19 protein-coding genes are annotated in these 17,847 nt (G+C 66.7%); 10 read left to right on the forward strand and 9 right to left on the reverse strand.

Features of this window, described 5'->3' with window-relative positions; all coding sequences use genetic code 11:
- Nucleotides 1–78 precede the first annotated feature (78 nt).
- Nucleotides 79–504 carry a phage holin family protein gene (locus tag ACFV4R_RS09920; RefSeq protein WP_091716767.1) on the forward strand — a complete coding sequence of 142 codons (426 nt, stop codon included), beginning with the start codon at nt 79–81 and terminating at the stop codon, nt 502–504.
- A 237-nt stretch (nt 505–741) separates the two neighbouring features.
- Nucleotides 742–1,668, forward strand: a complete 927-nt coding sequence (locus ACFV4R_RS09925; protein ID WP_377202373.1) for a hypothetical protein — start codon at nt 742–744, stop codon at nt 1,666–1,668.
- A 7-nt stretch (nt 1,669–1,675) separates the two neighbouring features.
- Here ACFV4R_RS09925 and ACFV4R_RS09930 read toward each other — a convergent pair whose 3' ends face one another.
- A complete protein-coding gene (locus tag ACFV4R_RS09930) occupies nt 1,676–3,046 on the reverse strand; it encodes a hypothetical protein (RefSeq protein ID WP_377202374.1) in 1,371 nt (456 codons plus the stop codon).
- Complete coding sequence (locus tag ACFV4R_RS09935) at nt 3,046–3,348, reverse strand: hypothetical protein (RefSeq protein ID WP_377202375.1); 303 nt, start codon at nt 3,346–3,348, stop codon at nt 3,046–3,048. Before ACFV4R_RS09935 ends, ACFV4R_RS09930 begins: the two co-directional genes overlap by 1 nt.
- 161 nt (nt 3,349–3,509) lie before the next feature.
- Between ACFV4R_RS09935 and purB the strand changes: the two genes are divergently transcribed.
- On the forward strand, nt 3,510–4,952 hold the full coding sequence (gene purB, locus ACFV4R_RS09940) for an adenylosuccinate lyase (RefSeq protein WP_377202376.1): 1,443 nt from the start codon (nt 3,510–3,512) through the stop codon (nt 4,950–4,952).
- Nucleotides 4,953–5,095: 143 nt separating this feature from the next.
- Entirely contained in the window at nt 5,096–5,770 is a 675-nt protein-coding gene (locus ACFV4R_RS09945; RefSeq protein ID WP_377202377.1) for a histidine phosphatase family protein, read from the forward strand.
- A 29-nt stretch (nt 5,771–5,799) separates the two neighbouring features.
- On the opposite strand, the gene ACFV4R_RS09950 is transcribed toward ACFV4R_RS09945, so the two are convergent.
- The 3 genes from ACFV4R_RS09950 to ACFV4R_RS09960 all read right to left on the reverse strand — a co-directional run bounded on the left by ACFV4R_RS09950 (nt 5,800) and on the right by ACFV4R_RS09960 (nt 7,493).
- Entirely contained in the window at nt 5,800–6,675 is an 876-nt protein-coding gene (locus ACFV4R_RS09950) for a serine/threonine-protein kinase (RefSeq protein WP_377202378.1), read from the reverse strand.
- Nucleotides 6,672–6,905, reverse strand: coding sequence for a hypothetical protein (locus tag ACFV4R_RS09955; protein WP_377202379.1), 234 nt, complete (start codon nt 6,903–6,905; stop codon nt 6,672–6,674). The genes ACFV4R_RS09950 and ACFV4R_RS09955 overlap by 4 nt, the downstream gene beginning before the upstream one ends.
- Nucleotides 6,906–6,986: 81 nt before the next feature.
- Nucleotides 6,987–7,493 (reverse strand): MarR family winged helix-turn-helix transcriptional regulator, encoded by a 507-nt coding sequence (locus ACFV4R_RS09960; protein WP_377202380.1) that lies wholly within the window; start codon nt 7,491–7,493, stop codon nt 6,987–6,989.
- 165 nt (nt 7,494–7,658) lie between these two features.
- Between ACFV4R_RS09960 and ACFV4R_RS09965 the strand changes: the two genes are divergently transcribed.
- The 5 genes from ACFV4R_RS09965 (at nt 7,659) to ACFV4R_RS09985 (ending at nt 12,855) form a co-directional block, all read left to right on the forward strand.
- Nucleotides 7,659–8,162, forward strand: coding sequence for a GNAT family N-acetyltransferase (locus tag ACFV4R_RS09965; protein WP_045732661.1), 504 nt, complete (start codon nt 7,659–7,661; stop codon nt 8,160–8,162).
- Nucleotides 8,163–8,222: 60 nt separating this feature from the next.
- The gene (locus ACFV4R_RS09970) at nt 8,223–8,657 is read left to right on the forward strand and encodes an acyl-CoA thioesterase (RefSeq protein ID WP_377202381.1); all 435 of its coding nucleotides are present in this window, start codon (nt 8,223–8,225) and stop codon (nt 8,655–8,657) included.
- A gap of 169 nt (nt 8,658–8,826) precedes the next feature.
- Entirely contained in the window at nt 8,827–9,900 is a 1,074-nt protein-coding gene (locus ACFV4R_RS09975; RefSeq protein ID WP_314212824.1) for an extracellular solute-binding protein, read from the forward strand.
- 49 nt (nt 9,901–9,949) lie between these two features.
- Nucleotides 9,950–11,032, forward strand: a complete 1,083-nt coding sequence (locus ACFV4R_RS09980; protein ID WP_377202382.1) for an ABC transporter ATP-binding protein — start codon at nt 9,950–9,952, stop codon at nt 11,030–11,032.
- The gene (locus ACFV4R_RS09985; protein ID WP_377202383.1) at nt 11,029–12,855 is read left to right on the forward strand and encodes an ABC transporter permease; all 1,827 of its coding nucleotides are present in this window, start codon (nt 11,029–11,031) and stop codon (nt 12,853–12,855) included. The genes ACFV4R_RS09980 and ACFV4R_RS09985 overlap by 4 nt, the downstream gene beginning before the upstream one ends.
- 14 nt (nt 12,856–12,869) lie before the next feature.
- Here ACFV4R_RS09985 and ACFV4R_RS09990 read toward each other — a convergent pair whose 3' ends face one another.
- Nucleotides 12,870–13,925 carry an FAD-dependent monooxygenase gene (locus tag ACFV4R_RS09990; protein WP_377202384.1) on the reverse strand — a complete coding sequence of 352 codons (1,056 nt, stop codon included), beginning with the start codon at nt 13,923–13,925 and terminating at the stop codon, nt 12,870–12,872.
- 67 nt (nt 13,926–13,992) lie between these two features.
- Between ACFV4R_RS09990 and ACFV4R_RS09995 the strand changes: the two genes are divergently transcribed.
- A complete protein-coding gene (locus ACFV4R_RS09995; protein ID WP_377202385.1) occupies nt 13,993–14,532 on the forward strand; it encodes a TetR/AcrR family transcriptional regulator in 540 nt (179 codons plus the stop codon).
- Between the two features lie 63 nt (nt 14,533–14,595).
- Here the strand turns inward: ACFV4R_RS09995 and ACFV4R_RS10000 are convergent, their stop codons facing one another.
- The 3 genes from ACFV4R_RS10000 to ACFV4R_RS10010 form a co-directional block, all read right to left on the reverse strand.
- Nucleotides 14,596–15,783, reverse strand: a complete 1,188-nt coding sequence (locus tag ACFV4R_RS10000; protein WP_377202386.1) for a 4-hydroxybenzoate 3-monooxygenase — start codon at nt 15,781–15,783, stop codon at nt 14,596–14,598.
- Between the two features lie 103 nt (nt 15,784–15,886).
- Nucleotides 15,887–16,630, reverse strand: coding sequence for an IclR family transcriptional regulator (locus tag ACFV4R_RS10005; RefSeq protein ID WP_377202387.1), 744 nt, complete (start codon nt 16,628–16,630; stop codon nt 15,887–15,889).
- Between the two features lie 93 nt (nt 16,631–16,723).
- A complete protein-coding gene (locus ACFV4R_RS10010; protein ID WP_377202388.1) occupies nt 16,724–17,800 on the reverse strand; it encodes an FUSC family protein in 1,077 nt (358 codons plus the stop codon).
- Between the last annotated feature and the right edge of the window lie 47 nt (nt 17,801–17,847).

A 17,847-nucleotide genomic window follows, 5' to 3' on the forward strand; every position in this document is an offset into this window, starting at 1 on the left:
TCCGCACTTCACGCCACCAGCGTGTAGCGGAGCAGGATTTACCAGGATGTCCAAAGACTGTTGTGGAAGCATGGGGCCATGGGTTCCTTCATTCTTCGGGTCATCTTCAACGCAGCCGCCCTATGGGTAGCAAGCTGGGTCCTGCCGGGCATGGACATCACCAGCACGGCCGCCTCCGATGCCGTGGCACGGACCGGCATCTCGCAGGATACCGACACCATTGGGATAGTCCTTGCCTACCTGTTCATCGGCCTCATTTTCGGTGTGGTCAACGCCTTGGTGCGGCCGCTGGTGAGCCTGCTTGCGCTCCCGATCACCATCCTGACGCTTGGCCTGTTCGCGATTGTCATCAACGCCGCCATGCTCTACCTGACCGCCTGGATCAGCAATTACACCCCCGTGCATCTCACCATCGATTCCTTCTTCTGGACGGCCATCCTGGCCGCGATCATCATCTCCCTGGTGTCCCTGGTGGCCGGGCTGGTGCCGGGCAGCCGGCGCTGACGTTCCCCTGAACCCGTGCCGGCAGCCTTCCTGAAGGTGGGCTGGGAGGCGGCGCATTGTGGGCTTCCGCCCAAGTACCGGACGAGCCTGAAACAGGTACCCGGCAGGTGCAGCGCCCCGGCTGGCTGCCGAAACTCCAGTACCCGCTACCCATGACCGCCCGGGGCCACCGCTCCTAGGCTGCGAACTGGGCCGGCGACAGGCCCGTAGCTGTCAGTTCCGGATACGGGGGCAAGAATGAAGGCACGAACAATCCTGGCTGCGGCCTGCCTGCTGATGGCGTGTGAGGCGGGACCGGTCCACGCGGATTCCGGAGCGGTACCGTCGCCCCAGGAGTCCGCCGTTCTGGGCAACGATGTTTCCTGGCCCCAATGCGGTGGCCAGCTCCCCGTGCCGCCGGCGTTTGCCGTGGTGGGCGTCAACGGCGGCCGGCCAACGACGGCGAACCCTTGCCTCGCGGAGCAGCTGGCCTGGGCGGATGGCAGCTCCGAGGCAGCGGCGGGAGTTCCGTCTGCCGTCTACGTCAATACCGCCGCGACGGGCCCAGTGGGCTCCTTGTGGTGGCCTGCAAACAACAGCGTGATGGGCACGGACATCGGAAACCCCTACGGGATGTGCGATGGCACAGCATCCCCCGCTTGCGCCTATGTCCACGGCTATGCGATGGCATACAACGACGCCGGAAGCCTCGCCGAGGCAGGAGGCGGTGCTGCCCACCGCATGTGGTGGCTGGATGTCGAGACCGGTAACAGCTGGCTGTCCAATAAGGCTGCCAACACCGCGGAGCTGGAGGGCGTGACCGCCTACCTCCAGGGCGCCGGGGTTGAGGTAGGCATATATTCCACCGGCTACCAGTTCGGCGAAATTGTGGGTGAGGTGGGCCCCCACAGCAACCTCTACTCCCTGAAGAGCTGGCTGGCGGGCGCTGAATCCACCTCCAGCGCGGCGGATCTTTGCGGGGCCGCTCCCCTCACCTCCGGCGGCGTCGTGGCACTCACGCAGTTCACCGCCGGCAACCTCGATTACAACTTCCGCTGCCCTGTGGCGCAGCCGGCTGCTCCACCGCCGGCGCTCACTCCGCCGACAGCCCCGAAGCCTGCCCCGGCGCCCGCAAAAACCCGCTCCACCCGCTACGCCGAGATACCCGCCGCCCAGATCGCGTGAACACCGGCTAGCGCCCGCCAAGGTGGCGCTCGTGGGCGCGGGGGTCCGGCGGCGCAAGGGTAGTGGAGGGGCCCTTGGCCCGCGTCAGGGAATAGCGCGTTGCCGTGGCCGCTCCCCCGGCGCCGAGCACACCACCCAGGACCGCCGTGGAGTGCACAAGCGACGGGTCATCGCTCGCTGCCACCAGCCGGGCGGCGTCCTGGTACCCGCCCAGGCGGTGGCCGGGACCAAGGCCTTTGTCCCCACCGGGCTCGATGGGCGTGTCCACCGATACTGTCACCCGGTTGCGGGTTTCGGGGTTGGCGGCACCGTCGCTGCCGGGAACCCAGTCCGCCTGGTGCTCAAGGTGCAGGGACTCCACGTCCTCACGGGTCTGGATCCCCGCCACCGGCGACCCGGCAGTGAGGACATATTTCACGTCGTACTGCTCCAGCATCCGGGGATCCGCTGCCATGTTCATGGCATGGATGCCGCCCTGGCTGTAACCCACAGCAACCACGGAAGCGCCCTTTTCTGCTCCAGCTTCGTCGAGCGCCGCGAGGACAGCCTGGTTCACGTCCCGGGAGTTGTACAGCATGGACTCCACGATGCCCGCCTCATCAAAGGGGTTGTCCCCGCCGGCGTCCCTTCCGGCAGCCTGGGTCCCCGGGACAATGACCACGTAGGCCTTTTCGCCGCCGTTATCCACTTCCAGGACCTCAATGGCTCCGGCACCGCGGGCCTCCACTTCCTGGATCCGGGCCAGCAACCCTGCAGGTGACGTGTCAAGGTCCACCTGGACCGTTTCCTGTTTCCGCAGCGTGATCTGCCGCGGGATGAAGGTTGCCACCAAGGCCATCAAGGCATCCCGGATCAAGGGGACATGTTCGTTCACTGCCTGCACCTGGGGCGCCGCCAACTGCATCATGGCAATGACGTTCTCGGTGACCCGCCGGTCCGGAACGCCGGTGGCTGCCATGGTGCCCCATGAGAGACCGGTCTCCGTCATGGCGGCGATTCCGAGGCTTCTTCCCACGTTGGCCCGCCATTCCGCATCCTGGTAATCACGCATGCAGGCACGGACCTGGCTGCTGATCCGCTGCAGCTCTGCCCGGCTTGCCTGGACCCGCCACTGGCCGTCCCGCACTGCCGCGATGTGCCCGGAAGCGGACCAGGGTGGCTGCCGGTCAGCCCAGCAGAGCTGGTCCAGGATTCGTCCGGCCTCCTGTTCCACAGCGGCCAGGTCACCGGCCAGCGCCTCAAGCTTTTCGGCGCCCGCAGTCAACTCTTCCAGCTGGACCCCGATGCCGCCGCTGCCACCCCGGATGCTCAGGTGGCCGTCCCGCGACGCACCGGACAGCCTGATGGGCTCCGGATAGGTCTCATCCGCCAGGTCCATCAGGGCACCCTGCAGGCACTGGCGGCCGCCGCCACGCTGTCCTCAGCGTGCCTCGCGACGGCGGCCCTCGCCGCCTCCAGTGCGTCGACAGCATGGCGCAGGGCTGCGCCCTGCCGGCCCACCGTGTCCCGGTACGCCCGCCCGGCCGGCGATTGCCAGTCGAGCATCTGGATGTCCCGCAGACCGGCCAGAGCCTCCTCGACGCGCGCTCCGCACCGCGCAAGCCGGTTGACGAGGGGCAACAGGTCGGCGGCAACGTGCTCGGCGGCGCCCGGCAGTCCATCCCCCAGGATGTTTCCCATGTGACCTCTTTCCCCGGGCTTCCCGGACCTGTTGCTTACCTGCTGAGGGGCCCACGCTACGGAAGACGGCGCACCAGCCTAAGTGCCGCCGTCGGCCATGTGGATAAGTAACGTAAGCAGCCCACTTAAGGCGCCGCCGGAGTTCGTGAAAGAATCAGCACATGCCTGAAACTGCCGCCACAGCTGATACCCGCACGCCCTCAGGACGCCTGGCCCTCGCCGCGTCCACGGAAAAAATCGCCCTGGGCCCCCTGGACGGCCGGTACCAGCCGGCAGTGGCCCCGCTGGTCGACTACCTGTCCGAGGCAGCGCTCAACCGGGACCGCGTGGCCGTCGAAGTTGAATGGCTGATCCACCTGACCAGCAACAACGTCCTCCCCGGGGCGGGCCCCCTGTCCGCGGAACAGCAGCAGCAGCTGCGTGCCGTCGTCACGGAATTCGATGCCGCTTCCGTGTCGGAACTGGCCGAAATCGAAGCCGTCACCGTGCACGATGTGAAGGCCGTGGAGTACTACATCGGCCGCCGCCTCCCCGCCATCGGCATCGAAAACCTGACCGCCATGGTCCACTTCGGCTGCACGTCCGAGGACATCAACAACCTTTCCTACGCGCTCGGGGTCAAGGGCGCTGTGGAGGACGTGTGGCTGCCCGCAGCCCGCGCCCTGGTGGCACAGATCAGCACGATGGCCGAGGACAACCGCGCCGTGCCCATGCTGTCCCGCACGCACGGCCAGCCGGCCACCCCCACCACGCTCGGCAAGGAACTGGCGGTCATCGCACACCGCCTGACCCGCCAGCTGGACCGCATTGCCAAGACCGAATACCTGGGCAAGATCAACGGCGCCACCGGCACCTACGCCGCCCACGTCGCCTCCGTCCCCGGCGCCGACTGGCAGCAGGTGTCCAAGTCCTTCGTGGAGGGGCTGGGCCTCACTTGGAACCCGCTGACCACCCAGATCGAAAGCCACGACTGGCAGGCCGAGCTGTACGCCGACGTGGCGCGCTTCAACCGGATCCTGCACAACGTCTGCACCGACATCTGGAGCTACATCTCCATCGGCTACTTCGCGCAGATCCCCGTCGCCGGTGCCACGGGCTCCTCCACCATGCCGCACAAGGTCAACCCCATCCGGTTCGAAAACGCCGAAGCCAACCTGGAGATCTCCTCCGGCCTGCTGGACGTCCTGGGTTCCACCCTGGTCACCTCCCGCTGGCAGCGCGACCTCACCGACTCCTCCAGCCAGCGCAACATCGGCGTCGCTTTCGGCCACTCCCTGCTCGCCATCTCCAACGTGGCCAAGGGCCTGGAGCGCCTTGACGTGGCCGAGGACGTGCTGGCCGGGGACCTGGACACCAACTGGGAAGTCCTGGGCGAGGCGATCCAGATGGTGATGCGCGCAGAGGCGATTGCCGGCGTCGAAGGCATGGAAAACCCCTACGAGCGGCTCAAGGACCTCACCCGCGGCAACCGCGTGGACGCCGCGCGGATGCAGGAATTCGTGCAGGGCCTGGGCCTGTCCGCCGACGCCGAGGCCCGGCTGCTGGCCCTGACGCCCGGCAAGTACACGGGCATCGCGGACCAGCTGGTGGACCACCTCAAGTAAGCGTCCGGGGGCTACCTCCACACGTACGACGGCGGCGCCAGGCCCGTGAGGGTCCGGCGCCTTTCGTTTATCCGCGGCGTGCCGTCCGGGCCTGGGTGCCGGCCGTTTCGGCGGCACCGCGGCGGAGTGCGAAACTGGAGGGCATGAAACTGCTGCTCATCCGCCACGGAGAGACTCCCGGAAACGTCCTTGGCCAACTGGACACCGCGCACCCTGGTCCGGGCCTGACCGAACTGGGCGAACGGCAGGCAGAGGCCATGGCGCGGTCGCTGGCTAACGAACCCATCCGGGCGCTCTACGCCTCCACGTTGGTCCGCACGCAGATTACCGCGGCGCCGCTGGGCAGGCTCCACGGCCTGGAGGTCACGGTGCTGGACGGGCTGCACGAAATCGAGGCCGGGTCGCTGGAGAAGCTGACCGACCATGAGTCACATAAGCGCTACATGGGCACGGTGATCTCCTGGGCCGCAGGCGACCTGGACAACCGGATGCCCGCAGGTCCCGACGGCCACGCATTCTTCAACCGGTTTGACGCCGCGATCGCGAGGGTCATCGAAAGGACCGCCGGGCAACGGGACACGGTGGCGGTGGTGAGCCATGGCGCCGCCATCAGGACGTGGGCAGGGCTTCGCGCCGAGGGCATCGATCATGAGTTTGCGGCCAAGCATGTGCTGGCCAACACCGGAATCGTGGCGCTGGAGGGAGATCCGGACAGTGGCTGGAAGCTGATCCACTGGGCAGGCAGCCCGGTGGGCGGCCTGGCCCTGGCCGATCCCACGGCCGAAGATCCCACGGGGCAGGACGTCAGCCGCCCGTAGGTCCGGCGACGTTCCGGCGCCCCGGCCTGCTACCGGGGAAGCGCGCACCCCGCCGCGGCCGCTGCCAGCCGAAGCCGCGGGGCACCGCGCAGAATTGTTGAGGCGGCCGGAGCCGGGGGAACCAGCCGCGCGGCCATCGCGGAAGCATCAGCCGCCGTCGGCCGTTCATTGCTTTCCATTGCCGTCAGCGAGCTCAGGAAGTGGTGCCACCGCGGCCCCAGGGACTCGGGTATGTGCGGACTCCTGAGCGTCCTTGCCACGAGCGACTCCACCGCCGTCCCTGGAAACGCCTTGGATCCGGTCAGCAGTTCCAGCAGGACCAGGCCCATGGCATAGACGTCCCAGGCGGGATCGGCTACTCCGCCTGCAGCCTGTTCCGGGCTCATGTAGTGGACTGTTCCGGACGAGATTCCCGGCTCCGGCGCCGCGCCCGCCAGCGCCGCGATGCCGAAATCGATGACCCGGACCGGGCTTCGCCGGAGGCCGCTCAGCATCAGGTTTCCCGGCTTGATGTCCCGGTGCACCAGTCCCGCGGCGTGCAGGTGGGCCAGGCCGCTGAAGATGCTCCGCGCCCACACCGCCACGGCGTCGGCACTGTGGCGGTGGGACCGCACGGCTTCGGAGAGGCTGGTTCCCAACGCCAGCTCTTCAACCATGAAGGCATGCCCCGGGCGATTGGTGCCGGCCGGCATGACTCCTTGTTCGATGAACCTGACGATGGACGGGTGCCGCAGCGACGCGAGCACCCTTGCCTCATTGCGGATGCGCTGGTGTTGCCTCTCCGAGTTGTCGGACGCCACCTTGATGGCCACGTCCGGACCTCCCGCCACGTCCACAGCACGGAAGACTTCAGCCGCAGAGCCGCGACCCAACCGCTCCCGGAGCAGGAAGCGGCCGGCGATCACCGGGACGCCTGAATGGGTCCGCCGTACGGTACCCAGGCATCAAGCTGGAAACCGCACTGGCAGCGCCACACCGGCGGGAGCTTGACCGGCACGAAGTCGTCCGGGTCGAACGAGTACCCCATGGCAGCCCGCCCCACTGCGGGCGTCACCAGCTCCATGGGCGTGCCGCAGTGAACGGTCTGCTCTGCTTCCCCAGCAGAGGTCTTCTCAAAGGTGATCAACGCGCTCACTACTCCATAAGGCAGTATTACCGGGCTGATCGTAAGCTTACATATATCTAGTCCAGCTAGCTAGTTTAGCTAGGTATTTTTTTAGGTGTGTTCCTCGTCCAGGACTGCAATGGCCTCGGCCATCCGCTGCAGGAACGCGACGACGATCCTCGCCTCCTCGGCACTGAGTGACTCCGCGACGGTCATCATCCGCCGGTGCATGGCGCCAAGGGTTTCCCGGACCTCCGTATCCGACTCCACAGTGGGAACGACAACCACCGAGCGCCGGTCCGAAGGGTGCGCCTCCCGACGGACATGCCCGCTGGACACCAGCCTGTCGATCAGTGACGTCGTGGAGGCGCTGGTGATACCCAGGAAAAGGCTGAGGTCCTTAGGCACCACCGTCTTGCCGGAGGCCTGGGCGCGCAGGAGGTACCGCAGGGCGAGGATGTCTGTTTCGCCCATCCCCATGGAGTCGCGGGTTGACCTGCGGATAATGGTCTCCGCCGCCCGGTAGTCCCGCAGCGACTTGAGGACTGCCGCTCCGTAGTCCAGCTGCCCGTCGGGTCCATACCAGTAGCCGGAGCCCTCGTTGCCTGTAGAAGCCATGCCTATATCTTAGGCCAACTGCTAACTAGACAGCCAAGCTAGTTGCGAGCGCTGCCTCCGCTCAGGGCATAAGACGTTATCCGGACCCTTACCGGCAGGAAACACCCGCGTAACCCGCCACTCCTAGCCTTGATCTGCATAACCCTTCGGCGAATCGAGGCCTACATGCAGACCAATCCGCGGCTGAACATCAGGCAAGTTGCCTGGTCCCACCCTGTGGGAGCAGACCTCCGGCGCGCGCAGCAGGCCGAACTCGACGCCCGCTTCGGTACGGCAGACCACGAACCCGGCCCTCCGCCGTCGGAAGCTGACTGCGCCGTCTTCCTCGTGGCGTACGACAAGGGGTCCGGCCAGCCCGTGGGCTGCGGCGGGCTGCGGCTGCTGGATGCCAGTACCGCCGAAATCAAGCGGCTCTACGTGGTCCCGTACACCCGCGGCTCCGGCGTGGCCAGTTCGGTCCTCGCTGCCCTGGAGGCGGAGGCCTACAAGCAAGGCATCACCCGCATCAAGGCCGAGGCAGGCTCGGCCCAATCGGACGGCCGGAACTTCTACCAGAACTCCGGTTTCGAGCCGGTGCCCAACTTCGGCCCCTACATTGGCGTCAAGCACTCGTCCTGCTACGCAAAGAGCATCGACTCGCACAGCGCGGCACACACGGCCATGGCGTAGCCCTGGAACCTGGGGCGTCACACTGCGTGCGGCCCCACCGGCCTCGGCTAATCTCGGCCTATGGAAACAGCAGACATCACTTTCCGCACCCGCAAATGGGTCCGGCCGGAAGACCTCAATGCCAACGGGACCCTGTTCGGCGGAAGCCTGCTGAAGTGGATCGACGAGGAAGCCGCCATCTACGCCATCCTTCAACTGGGTAATGGCCGGGCCGTCACGAAGTACATTTCGGAAATCAACTTCGTCAGCTCCGCCGTCCAGGGTGACCTGATTGAAATGGGCCTGACCGCCACGAAGTTTGGCCGGACCTCGCTGACCATGCGGGCTGAAGTGCGCAACATGATCACGCGGCAAAGCATCCTCACCATCGAGGAAATCGTGTTCGTCAACCTCAACCACGCCGGCAAGCCGGAACCGCACGGATATACCGAAATCACTTATGACCGGGACAGGATCCCCACCCACCACCTGACGGAAACACTGCAGCAGGACTGACGCTTCACCCGGCGTTCACTCCTAAACCACCGGTCGTTCTCTTCGCTGGACCAAGTTAGTCAGCCGGGCTGTTTATCGAATCGATAGCAATAGCAGCCCCGCATTCCGCATGCCCGGCTATAGGCTGTGCGGACATGCTCCGGTTCCAGTGCAGAAATGAGTCCTGATCGTGCGTAAATTACAGACCTTGGTTGCCGCCGCCGTTGCCGTCACCCTGCTTGCCGGATGTGGCGGAGAAGCCTCACCGGGAGCCTCGGGTGAGGCTTCTTCCGCCCCGGCCGGAGGATCCGGCGACACCCTGGTGGTGTACACCAACTCCAACGGCGAAGGCCGCGGGGACTGGCTGACCCAAAAGGCGGGCGAAGCCGGATTCAAGATCGAGATTGTGGGGGCCGGCGGCGCCGACGCCACCAACAAGCTCATCGCGGAAAAGAACAACCCCATCGCGGACGTCGCTTTCGGGCTGAACAACATGTACTTCTCCCAGGTCAAAGCCGCGGACGCGCTGGAACCCTATAAGCCTGCCTGGGCCGGAGAGGTGGACACCCAGCTCGCTGACGGTGAGACGTACTGGCCGCTGGTGAAGCAGGCCATCCTGCTGGGCTACAACTCGGACAAGTTCTCCAAGGATGCCGCGCCGAAGGACTGGACGGACCTGTGGACCAAGGATGAGTTCAAGGCCCGGTACGAGCGTGTTACCGGCCTGGGCACGGCCACCGCCCAACTGGTCTTCGCCGGCATCCTCAGCCGGTACCGTGACGATTCCGGCGATCTCGGCATCTCCGATGAGGGCTGGAAGCAGGTGGAACAGTACTTCCAGAACGGCAGCCCCGCCGTGGCCAAGACCGATCTCTTCGCCCGCATCGCCTCGGGTGAGGTGGATATGGGGCAGATGCCGTCCTCGATCATTGCCGACCGGGAAAAGTCCTTCAAGGTGAACGTGGAGACGGTCATACCTTCCGTTGGCGTCCCCCTTGCGGTGGAGCAGATCGCACTCGTGAAGGGCACCAAGAAGAAAGACCAGGCCCAGAAGTTCATCGACTGGTTCGGCAGTGCCGACGTCCAGGGCCAGTTCGCCAAGCAGTTCAACTCCATGCCCGTGAACAAGTCGGCCCAGGCACAGGCCAACCCCGAGGTGGTGGACTTCTTCGCGGACCTTAAGCAGCAGGACATTGACTGGGAGTTCGTGCAGGAGAACATGGGCGCCTGGGTGGAGAAGATCGAACTCGAGTACATGACCTAGCCCTGCTCAAGCCTTCCGTCTCCGCCCGAGTTCCACAGACAGGTTTGCCATGATCCGCTTGGACAGCATCAAAGTTTCCTTCGGCGACTTCACCGCCATCCCGCACCTGGACCTGCACGTCCGGCCCGGCGAGTTCTTCACGCTGCTGGGGCCCTCCGGATGTGGAAAGACGACGGCGCTGCGAACCCTGGCCGGCTTCATCCAGCCGGCCGGGGGCACAGTCACAGTGGACGGAAAGGATGTCACCCGGCTTCCCAGCGACAAGCGGCAGGTGGGCATGGTGTTCCAGAACTATGCCCTGTTTCCCAGCATGAGCGTTTGGGAGAACATCGCCTTCGGACTGCGCGTCCGGAAGGAGAAGGGCGCCGACAGCGACAGGATGGTCCGGGACATCGCACGCCGGGTGGAACTCAGCGACGAGCAGCTGGCCAAGAACGTCGCCGAGCTCTCCGGCGGGCAGCAACAGCGGGTGGCCGTCGCCCGGGCACTCGTCCTGCGGCCCAAGATCCTGCTGCTGGACGAGCCGTTGTCCAATCTCGATGCCAAGCTCCGCCACCAGCTGAGGCAGCAGCTCAAGGACCTGCAAAGCGAGTTCGGCATCACCACCGTCTACGTCACCCACGACCAGGACGAGGCCCTGGCCATGAGCGACAGGGTGGCGGTCTTCAACAAGGGCGTAGTGGAGCAGGTGGGCACGCCGCAGGAGATCTATGACCACGCTGCCACGGAATTCGTCTGCAATTTCATTGGTGACAGCTCCACCCTGACACCGGAATTCGTGACGCAGGTCAACGCTGCGTCCGGGGCCCGGCTCAGCACCCGGGCGAGCTCCTACCTGCGGGTGGAAAAGGCGTCCCTGGACGCGCCCGAGGGAGGCGGCTCCGCCGTCGGACTTCCCGCAAAGGTTCTGTCCCGTACCTACCACGGCCTGCACAGCAGGTACGTGGTGCGCAGCCACGGGGCGGACATCCGGCTCCTGGTACGCGAGGACGGCGGTGCCCACCCCCAACCGGGTACGGAAACCACCGTGTACGTGCGGCCGGACCACATCCTGCAGTACCACCCCGAAACGGGCGCGGCCCTCCAGGAGCAGGACCAGCAGGAGCAGGACCAGGCGGTCGCCCTGCCATGAGCGGAACTCCGGTCCGTTCGATGGTCCGCTCCCCGTTCGTCCTGGTGGTGGGTGTCGTCCTCACCTGGTTCATCGCGGCGTTCCTGGTGTGGCCCAACATCAACGTCCTGATGGCCACGTTCTTCCCGGACGGGAGTTTTTCGGGGCGGGCGGCAGAAAAACTGTTCTCCTCGCAGCGCGCCATGAAGGCCCTGGGCAACAGCTTCCTGCTGGCGGTGGCGCTGTCCATCACGGTCAACGCCGTGGGAATCTTCATTGTGCTGGTGACGTACTACTTCCGGATCCGGGGCTCGCGGATCCTGTTCCTGGGCTACGCCACCACCTTCATCTACGGCGGCATCGTGCTGGCGGCGGGGTACAAGTTCATCTACGGGGACAAGGGAATCGTCACCTCACTGCTGCTGCAGGTGTTCCCCTCCATGGACCCCGCCTGGTTCTCCGGCTTCTTCGCCGTGCTGGTGGTCATGACGTTTGCCACCACCACCAACCACATGCTGTTCGTGGCCAACGCGCTGAAGGGGGTGGACTACCAGACCATCGAAGCGGCGAAGAACCTCGGCGCCTCCACGTGGACCATCCTGCGGCGGATCGTCCTGCCCATGCTGAAACCCACGCTGTTCGCCGTCACCATCCTGTCCTTCCTGACCGGGCTCGGCGCCCTGAGCGCACCGCAGGTCCTGGGTGGACGGGAGTTCCAGACCATCACGCCCATGATCCTGACGTTCACCAACAGCCCCACGTCGCGCGATCTGGCTGCTTTGCTGGCCGTCATCCTGGGCCTGGCCACCATGGTGATGCTGGCGGTGATGTCCCGGCTGGAGAAGGGCGGCACGTACTTCTCGGTTTCCAAGGTGTCCTCGGAACTGCAGAAGCAGGACATCACCAACCCGGTGGCCAACGTGGCAGTCCACGCCGTGGCGTACCTGCTGTTCGCGGTGTACACGCTGCCGGTGGTGCTCATTGTGCTGTACTCCTTCGCGGACGGCGCCGCCATCCAGACCGGACAGCTGACTCCGGGCAGCCTGACCCTGGATAACTACGTCCGGGTGCTGACGCAGCCGGCCGGATTGCGGCCGTTCGTCGTCAGCGTGGTCTACAGCGCGCTGGCGGCTGTGATCGCGGTGGGCGGCCTGCTGTTCGTGGCCCGGCTGCTGCAGAAGTATCGGAACTGGGTGGCGTCAGTCTTTGAGTACCTGCTGCATATCCCCTGGATCCTGCCGTCCGCCCTGTTGGCGCTGGGCCTGATCATCAGCTACGACCACCCGAATCCGCTGGTGGGCGGGGCGGTCCTGACCGGGACCACGGTGATTCTGCTGATCGCGTTCGTCACGGTGAAGATCCCTTTTACGCTGCGGATGCTGAAGGCGTCGTTCGCCTCCGTGAATTCGTCGCTGGAGGAAGCGGCCGCCATCATGGGCGCCAAGACCCTGTACGTGTTCCGCCGGATCCTCTTGCCGCTGGCGCTCCCGGCGGCAGCGGCCATCACCGCCCTGAACTTCAACAGCCTCCTGGACGATTACGACACCGCCATCTTCCTGGCCCACCCGCTGGTCCAACCGCTGGGCCTGGTCATCAAGGCGAACACGGACGGTGCCGAGGGCACTGAAGGGGTGGCGAACACGTTCGTGTACACCGTGCTGCTGATGGTCATCACCGGCGTCACGATGTACCTCGTCTATGGCCGGTCCGGGAAACGGCGCAGCCGGAAGCGCCTGCCGGAGGTTCCGCCGGCAAGCAGCATCGGTGCCGCAGATGTACCGCCGGCTGACGGACCAGCCGTGTCCGGCGCCGACAGCAAGGTCCCCGCCGCGCCCGTGCGGTGACCGGGACTGACGCTTCACCCGGCAGAACCGCGGACGACGGCGGCGCGAGGGTTGCGCCGTCGGGCCAGGCCGAGCAGCCGGTCCCGGAAGGGCTGCGCACCTTCCGCGAGCGCGATGCGGCCCATCGCCGACGACGCCATGCTCAGGGCGCGGGTCCGGAGCCGGCGCTGCCTGTCGTAGGCGCGGAGCGCCTGGGTTTCGGGCAGGGTGTTGAGGAGGTCGCCGAGGGTCACCGCATCCACCAGGGATTCACACGCGCCGCGGCCGAGGGTGGGCATCATGGCGTGCGCGGCATCGCCGGTGAGCACGGCACGGCCACGCACATAGGAGCCCAGCCGGGGAACCGTCCAAAGCCGCTGGACGAGGCACTCTCCGGGAGTGGCTGCGGCGAGGGTCCGGCGGATGGCCGGCGCATGGGTGGCATACCGCTCCCGGGCCTGGTCCAGTACTGACGCGGCGTCCATGCCGTAGGGGCCGGCCCCGGACCGGTAGCTGGCGTACCAGAAGGACCCCCCACGGGCGGCGGCCATGCCGAAGAGATCGCCGCGGCCCCAGTATTCGCCCACCTCATCCTGACTGACGGAAGTGGGAAGGGTCCCGCGGAGGGCCAGGTACGGCGTCAGGCGGGCATCCGTTGCGGCGCCCCACGCCTCGCGGCGGACCATGCTGTGCACTCCGTCAGCGCCCACCACCAGTCCGCCGTCTGCTGGCATCTCCCGGACATTTCCGGTGACCCGGCGGACGGTTGCGGGGACTGCTGCATCCAGCAACCGCAGGAGATCAACCCGGGAGATGCCGAACATGTCTCCGGCATTGACCGTGATCCATGGCTTGCCCTGCGCGTCCCGCACGGAGCCGCTGCCGATCACCGGGCTGACCGCCTTCGCTTCGTCAAGGATGCCGAGCCGTGCCAGCGCACGCTGGGCGTTGGGCCACATTCCCAGGGCGTTGCCCACAGTGGGCAGCTCCGGCCGCTTCTCGTAGACAGTCACCTGGAACTTGTCCGGGTCCAGGCACGAGGCCAGAGCCAGCCCGGCAATGCCGCCGCCCACTATCGAGACTGTTTCCATGGCTTAAAGCTACTACTTTTGTAGTAGCGCGGGAAGGTGCCGTCGCCCCTGTTACTAGACTGGGGCCATGCCCGACCGCCGGACCCAACTCCTCGACGCCGCCCTGGCAGTGGTGGCGGACAAGGGGATGAAGGGGCTGACCCACCGGGCGGTGGATGCCGCAGCGGAACTCACCGAAGGAACCACCTCCAACTACTACCGGAACCGGGCCACTCTCGTGGACGCAGTACTGGAGCGGCTGCTGGAACTGGACGCCGGACTCCTGCGGGAGCAGGGGGCGGCAGGGCCGCCACGGAACGTCGAGGAACTCGCCCGCCAGCTGGCCGCCACGGTGGTGACGCTGGCCAGGCGGCACGGGGGCATCAGCCGGGCACGGATGGCCTTCTCACTGGACCGCCCAGAAGCCGTGACGGCTGGCCACCAACTGCTGGTGGGCAACCTGGAACTGGCCCTCACCGCCATGGGCGTAGCGGATGCGGCAGCCCGGGCTCGGGATGTGGCGGACTACGGCGACGGCCTGCTGCTTCACCTGCTCACCGTCAGGCGGGACGAGCAGCCGGACGTGGCCGCCGTCGCCGCCACCATCCGCCGACTCCTGGGCCCGTAGCGGGCATCCCGAAACCCGGCCTCCCGCCGTCGTAATCCTCCTGAGTTTTTTGGGGGGAGGATGTTAGCCGCGGCCCGGCCAGCCGGTGTATGCCTCGGCGAGGTAGGCCATGCCGTGGCGCGAAGAGACCACCGAGTTGAGCTCGCCGAGCTGGCGGGCGCGGGAGAAATCGTCTGCGTCGGTGGGGGTGTGGAGCATGGTGGTCATCCAGTAGGAGAACTGCTGGGCCTTCCAGACCCGCTCCAGCGCGCGGTCGCTGTACGTCTCAAGGAGCCGGTCCGAGCCGGAGTTGTAGTGGCTGTCCAGCCCCTCGAAGAGGACCTTGACGTCGTGGATGGCCAGGTTGAGGCCCTTGGCGCCGGTGGGCGGGACCGTGTGCGCGGCGTCGCCGGCGAGGAACAGGTTGCCGTGGCGCATGGCAGTGTGGACGAAGCTGCGGAACGGCAGCACCATCTTCTCGATGACCGGGCCTTCCTTGAGTTCGAAGCCATTGCCGTTGACTCGGCTGCGGAACTCGGCCCAGATCCGGTCATCGTCCCACTCGGCCACGTTTTCCTTGGGATCGCACTGGAAGTACATCCGCTGGACCGTTTCGGTCCGCTGGCTGATGAGTGCGAAGCCGTTGGCGGAGTTGGCGTAAATCAGTTCGTCCGCGCTGCGCGGCGCCTCGGCCAGGATGCCGAACCAGGCGAACGGGTACTCGTGGAAGTACCACTTGCGGTTGGCCTCGGGAATCTGGAACCGGCAGTGGCTGCGGGACCCGTCGGCACCCACCAGGAAGTCGGCCTGAATCTCGCATTCGGTCCCGTCGGCCTCGGTGAACCAGACCTTCGGCTTGCCCTCCAGGTCGTGGACGGAGGTGTCCGTGACGCTGTACCGGACGTCGCCGCCGTCGTCAGCCCTGCGTGCGGCAAGGTCGGTGAATACGTCCGTCTGCGGGTAGAGCCAGACGGACTCGCCCACGAGGTCCTTGAAGTCGATCCGGTGGCTCTCGCCGTTGAAACGCAGTTCAATGCCGTCGTGCCGGTCGCCGTGGGTCAGGACCCGGTCCGAAACCCCGCTGTCCACCAGGAGGTTGACAGTGCCGTGCTCCAGGATCCCGGCGCGGACGGTGCGGGCGATCTCGTCATGGCTGCGGACCTCGATCACCGTGGATTCGATGCCTGCTTTGGCCAGCAGGTGGGAGAGCATGAGTCCGGCGGGGCCGGCGCCCATGATGGCTACCTGGGTGGTGATGGTTTTCCGTGCCATGGCTGCGTCTCGCTTCGTTGCGGGCCCGGAGGCCAGAGGATTGCTTGGCACCCAGTGTGGGCCACCTCCAGTGACCGGCGTTACAGAGATTCCGTTGAATGGGTCAGGAATCCGCAAGCCGGCGGGCGATGCCCCGGGCCGCCGTCTGCAGCGCGGGCACCAGCGCCTGCAGCCGCATCTCCTGGAGAGGAACCACGACGCCGAGCGAGGCCACTGCGCGCTGGCGGCGGTTGAGGACGGGCACGGCAATGCCCCACGTGTCCGGATCCACCACACCCTTCAGCTGGGCGAAGCCCTGGTGCGACGTCTCGGCCAAGAGCGTGCGCACATCACCGCTGGTGAGCCTCCCGTCCGGATTGGAAAACTGGGCGAGATAGTCCGCCTGCAGCCCCTTGTCCTGGTGCGCCATCAGTGCCAGCCCGGCGGAGGAGATGTGGATGGGCATCCTGCCCGCCACCTGCGCCCGGTTGGCCACTGAGCCGCGTCGCGAGAGCCGCTCCACGAACAGCGCATCCCACCCGTCCAGCACCGCCAGGTTCACGTTCTGGTTGAGGACGTGCTGGATGTCCTCCATGAACGGCATGGCTGCCTGCCGCAGCGCCAAAGCCGGCGAGGCACGGTTCACCAGCTCCCAGAGCCGGAGGCCGGGCCGGACCATGCCGCCGGGTTCAGTCTCGAGCAGCCCGTGGCCGGCGAGCTGGCCCACCAGCCGGTGGGTGGTGGTCAGCGGCAGCCCGGCCCGTGCGGCCAGGTCGGAAAGCTGCAGGGCGCCGACGTCCTGCGGAAAGGCGGAGATCAGCCGGACTATCCGGTCCACCACCGAGTCGCCCGACTGTGAGTTCGCCACCGCCACACCTTCCGTTCAATGGGAAGTCCAGCGTACCGCGGCAGGCCCTCAGAAAGACTGCGCCCCGGAAGGCCCGCCGGGGTTGGAAGGCGGTCAGGCCGGCGTCGTACGCTGCCCTGGGCCCGGCCTGAGGCGGCGCCACGCCGCGGGAGCCAGCACCACGGCAATGCCCACGGCGGCACCAATGACGGTTTCGATGATGCGGTCCCGCAGCAGTGCGGACGGCGAGGCGGGGACCACCAGGAGGGTTGAAATAAGGGCGAGGGGCGTCACGAAGACCTGGGCCAGCAGGTACTGGCGGATGATGAACATCTCCGCCCCGAACTGGCAGAGGGCCATCACCAGCACGGTCTGCCACGGCTCCAGGCCGAGCAGCAGGACCGCCGCCAGGACCAGCAGGCCAAGGACTGTGCCGACGATTCGCTGGACGCCGCGCCGGATCCGGTGCCGGGTGGTGTGGCCCACCAGAGGCACAACAGCGGCCACCATGGCCCAGTAGTTGTGCCCGAATCCCAGCTGCTGCCCGGCCCAGGTGGCCAGCGATCCCGCCAGGCCCGCCGCCACCAGGTAGCCGAGGCCTTCAAGCCAGGCGGTCCGCTTCTCCGCCGGCGTGCGCCGGATGCGGGGCGGCCACGACCACGGGGTGCGGTGGCTGGGCAGGATCCGCGACGAAAAGCCGATCAGCAGGCACAGCACGGTGGTGAGGACCGCAACCAGCATGCCCTGCCACAGTGGCGGCTGGTTGGGGATGGAGGCGATGGCGGCGAAGGCAAAGATGTGGAACAGGGAGCCGCCTGGGCGCAGCCGCAGCCAGGAAATGGCCACGGAACAGCCGCCCGCCACCAGCGTGGTGGCGAGGACCAGGAGCCAGGTGGTGGCGGTGCGGTCAAGGCCCCACGCCGTTTCGATCCGGGCGGACAGGGCGGCCAGCAGCATCACCAGGAGCATCAGGAGCCCGGCGCGCAGCTGCAGCGCGAAGCGGGCGGCGTGCGGTTCGCCGCGGCCGTAGATTCCCGTGAAAGCGCCGAAGGACGCGAAAATGGCCAAGTCCAGCCGGCCCAGGAGCACCAGGGTGATCAGCGGGACGAACACGCCGGTGGCGCAGCGGAGGGCGGGGTGGTGGTCCTTGTTGCCTGGACCAATGCTGAACATCTCAGCAAGCAACTTCACGTGGGCAGCGCCTTCCTGCGGTAACCGGTTGTCCTGATGGGCGGCCG

The sequence above is a fragment of the Pseudarthrobacter sp. NPDC059871 genome, from assembly GCF_042731175.1.
GTDB lineage: Bacteria > Actinomycetota > Actinomycetes > Actinomycetales > Micrococcaceae > Arthrobacter.

Bases quoted from the DNA above. Each gene is read 5' to 3' on its own strand.
- ACFV4R_RS09930 (WP_377202374.1), bottom strand. From the start codon at position 3,046: ATGGACCTGGCGGATGAGACCTATCCGGAGCCCATCAGGCTGTCCGGT.
- ACFV4R_RS09980 (WP_377202382.1), top strand. From the start codon at position 9,950: ATGATCCGCTTGGACAGCATCAAAGTTTCCTTCGGCGACTTCACCGCC.
- purB (WP_377202376.1), top strand. From the start codon at position 3,510: ATGCCTGAAACTGCCGCCACAGCTGATACCCGCACGCCCTCAGGACGC.
- ACFV4R_RS09920 (WP_091716767.1), top strand. From the start codon at position 79: ATGGGTTCCTTCATTCTTCGGGTCATCTTCAACGCAGCCGCCCTATGG.
- ACFV4R_RS09945 (WP_377202377.1), top strand. From the start codon at position 5,096: ATGAAACTGCTGCTCATCCGCCACGGAGAGACTCCCGGAAACGTCCTT.
- ACFV4R_RS09970 (WP_377202381.1), top strand. From the start codon at position 8,223: ATGGAAACAGCAGACATCACTTTCCGCACCCGCAAATGGGTCCGGCCG.
- ACFV4R_RS09985 (WP_377202383.1), top strand. From the start codon at position 11,029: ATGAGCGGAACTCCGGTCCGTTCGATGGTCCGCTCCCCGTTCGTCCTG.
- ACFV4R_RS09960 (WP_377202380.1), bottom strand. From the start codon at position 7,493: ATGGCTTCTACAGGCAACGAGGGCTCCGGCTACTGGTATGGACCCGAC.
- ACFV4R_RS09935 (WP_377202375.1), bottom strand. From the start codon at position 3,348: ATGGGAAACATCCTGGGGGATGGACTGCCGGGCGCCGCCGAGCACGTT.
- ACFV4R_RS09965 (WP_045732661.1), top strand. From the start codon at position 7,659: ATGCAGACCAATCCGCGGCTGAACATCAGGCAAGTTGCCTGGTCCCAC.
- ACFV4R_RS09995 (WP_377202385.1), top strand. From the start codon at position 13,993: ATGCCCGACCGCCGGACCCAACTCCTCGACGCCGCCCTGGCAGTGGTG.
- ACFV4R_RS09925 (WP_377202373.1), top strand. From the start codon at position 742: ATGAAGGCACGAACAATCCTGGCTGCGGCCTGCCTGCTGATGGCGTGT.
- ACFV4R_RS10000 (WP_377202386.1), bottom strand. From the start codon at position 15,783: ATGGCACGGAAAACCATCACCACCCAGGTAGCCATCATGGGCGCCGGC.
- ACFV4R_RS09990 (WP_377202384.1), bottom strand. From the start codon at position 13,925: ATGGAAACAGTCTCGATAGTGGGCGGCGGCATTGCCGGGCTGGCTCTG.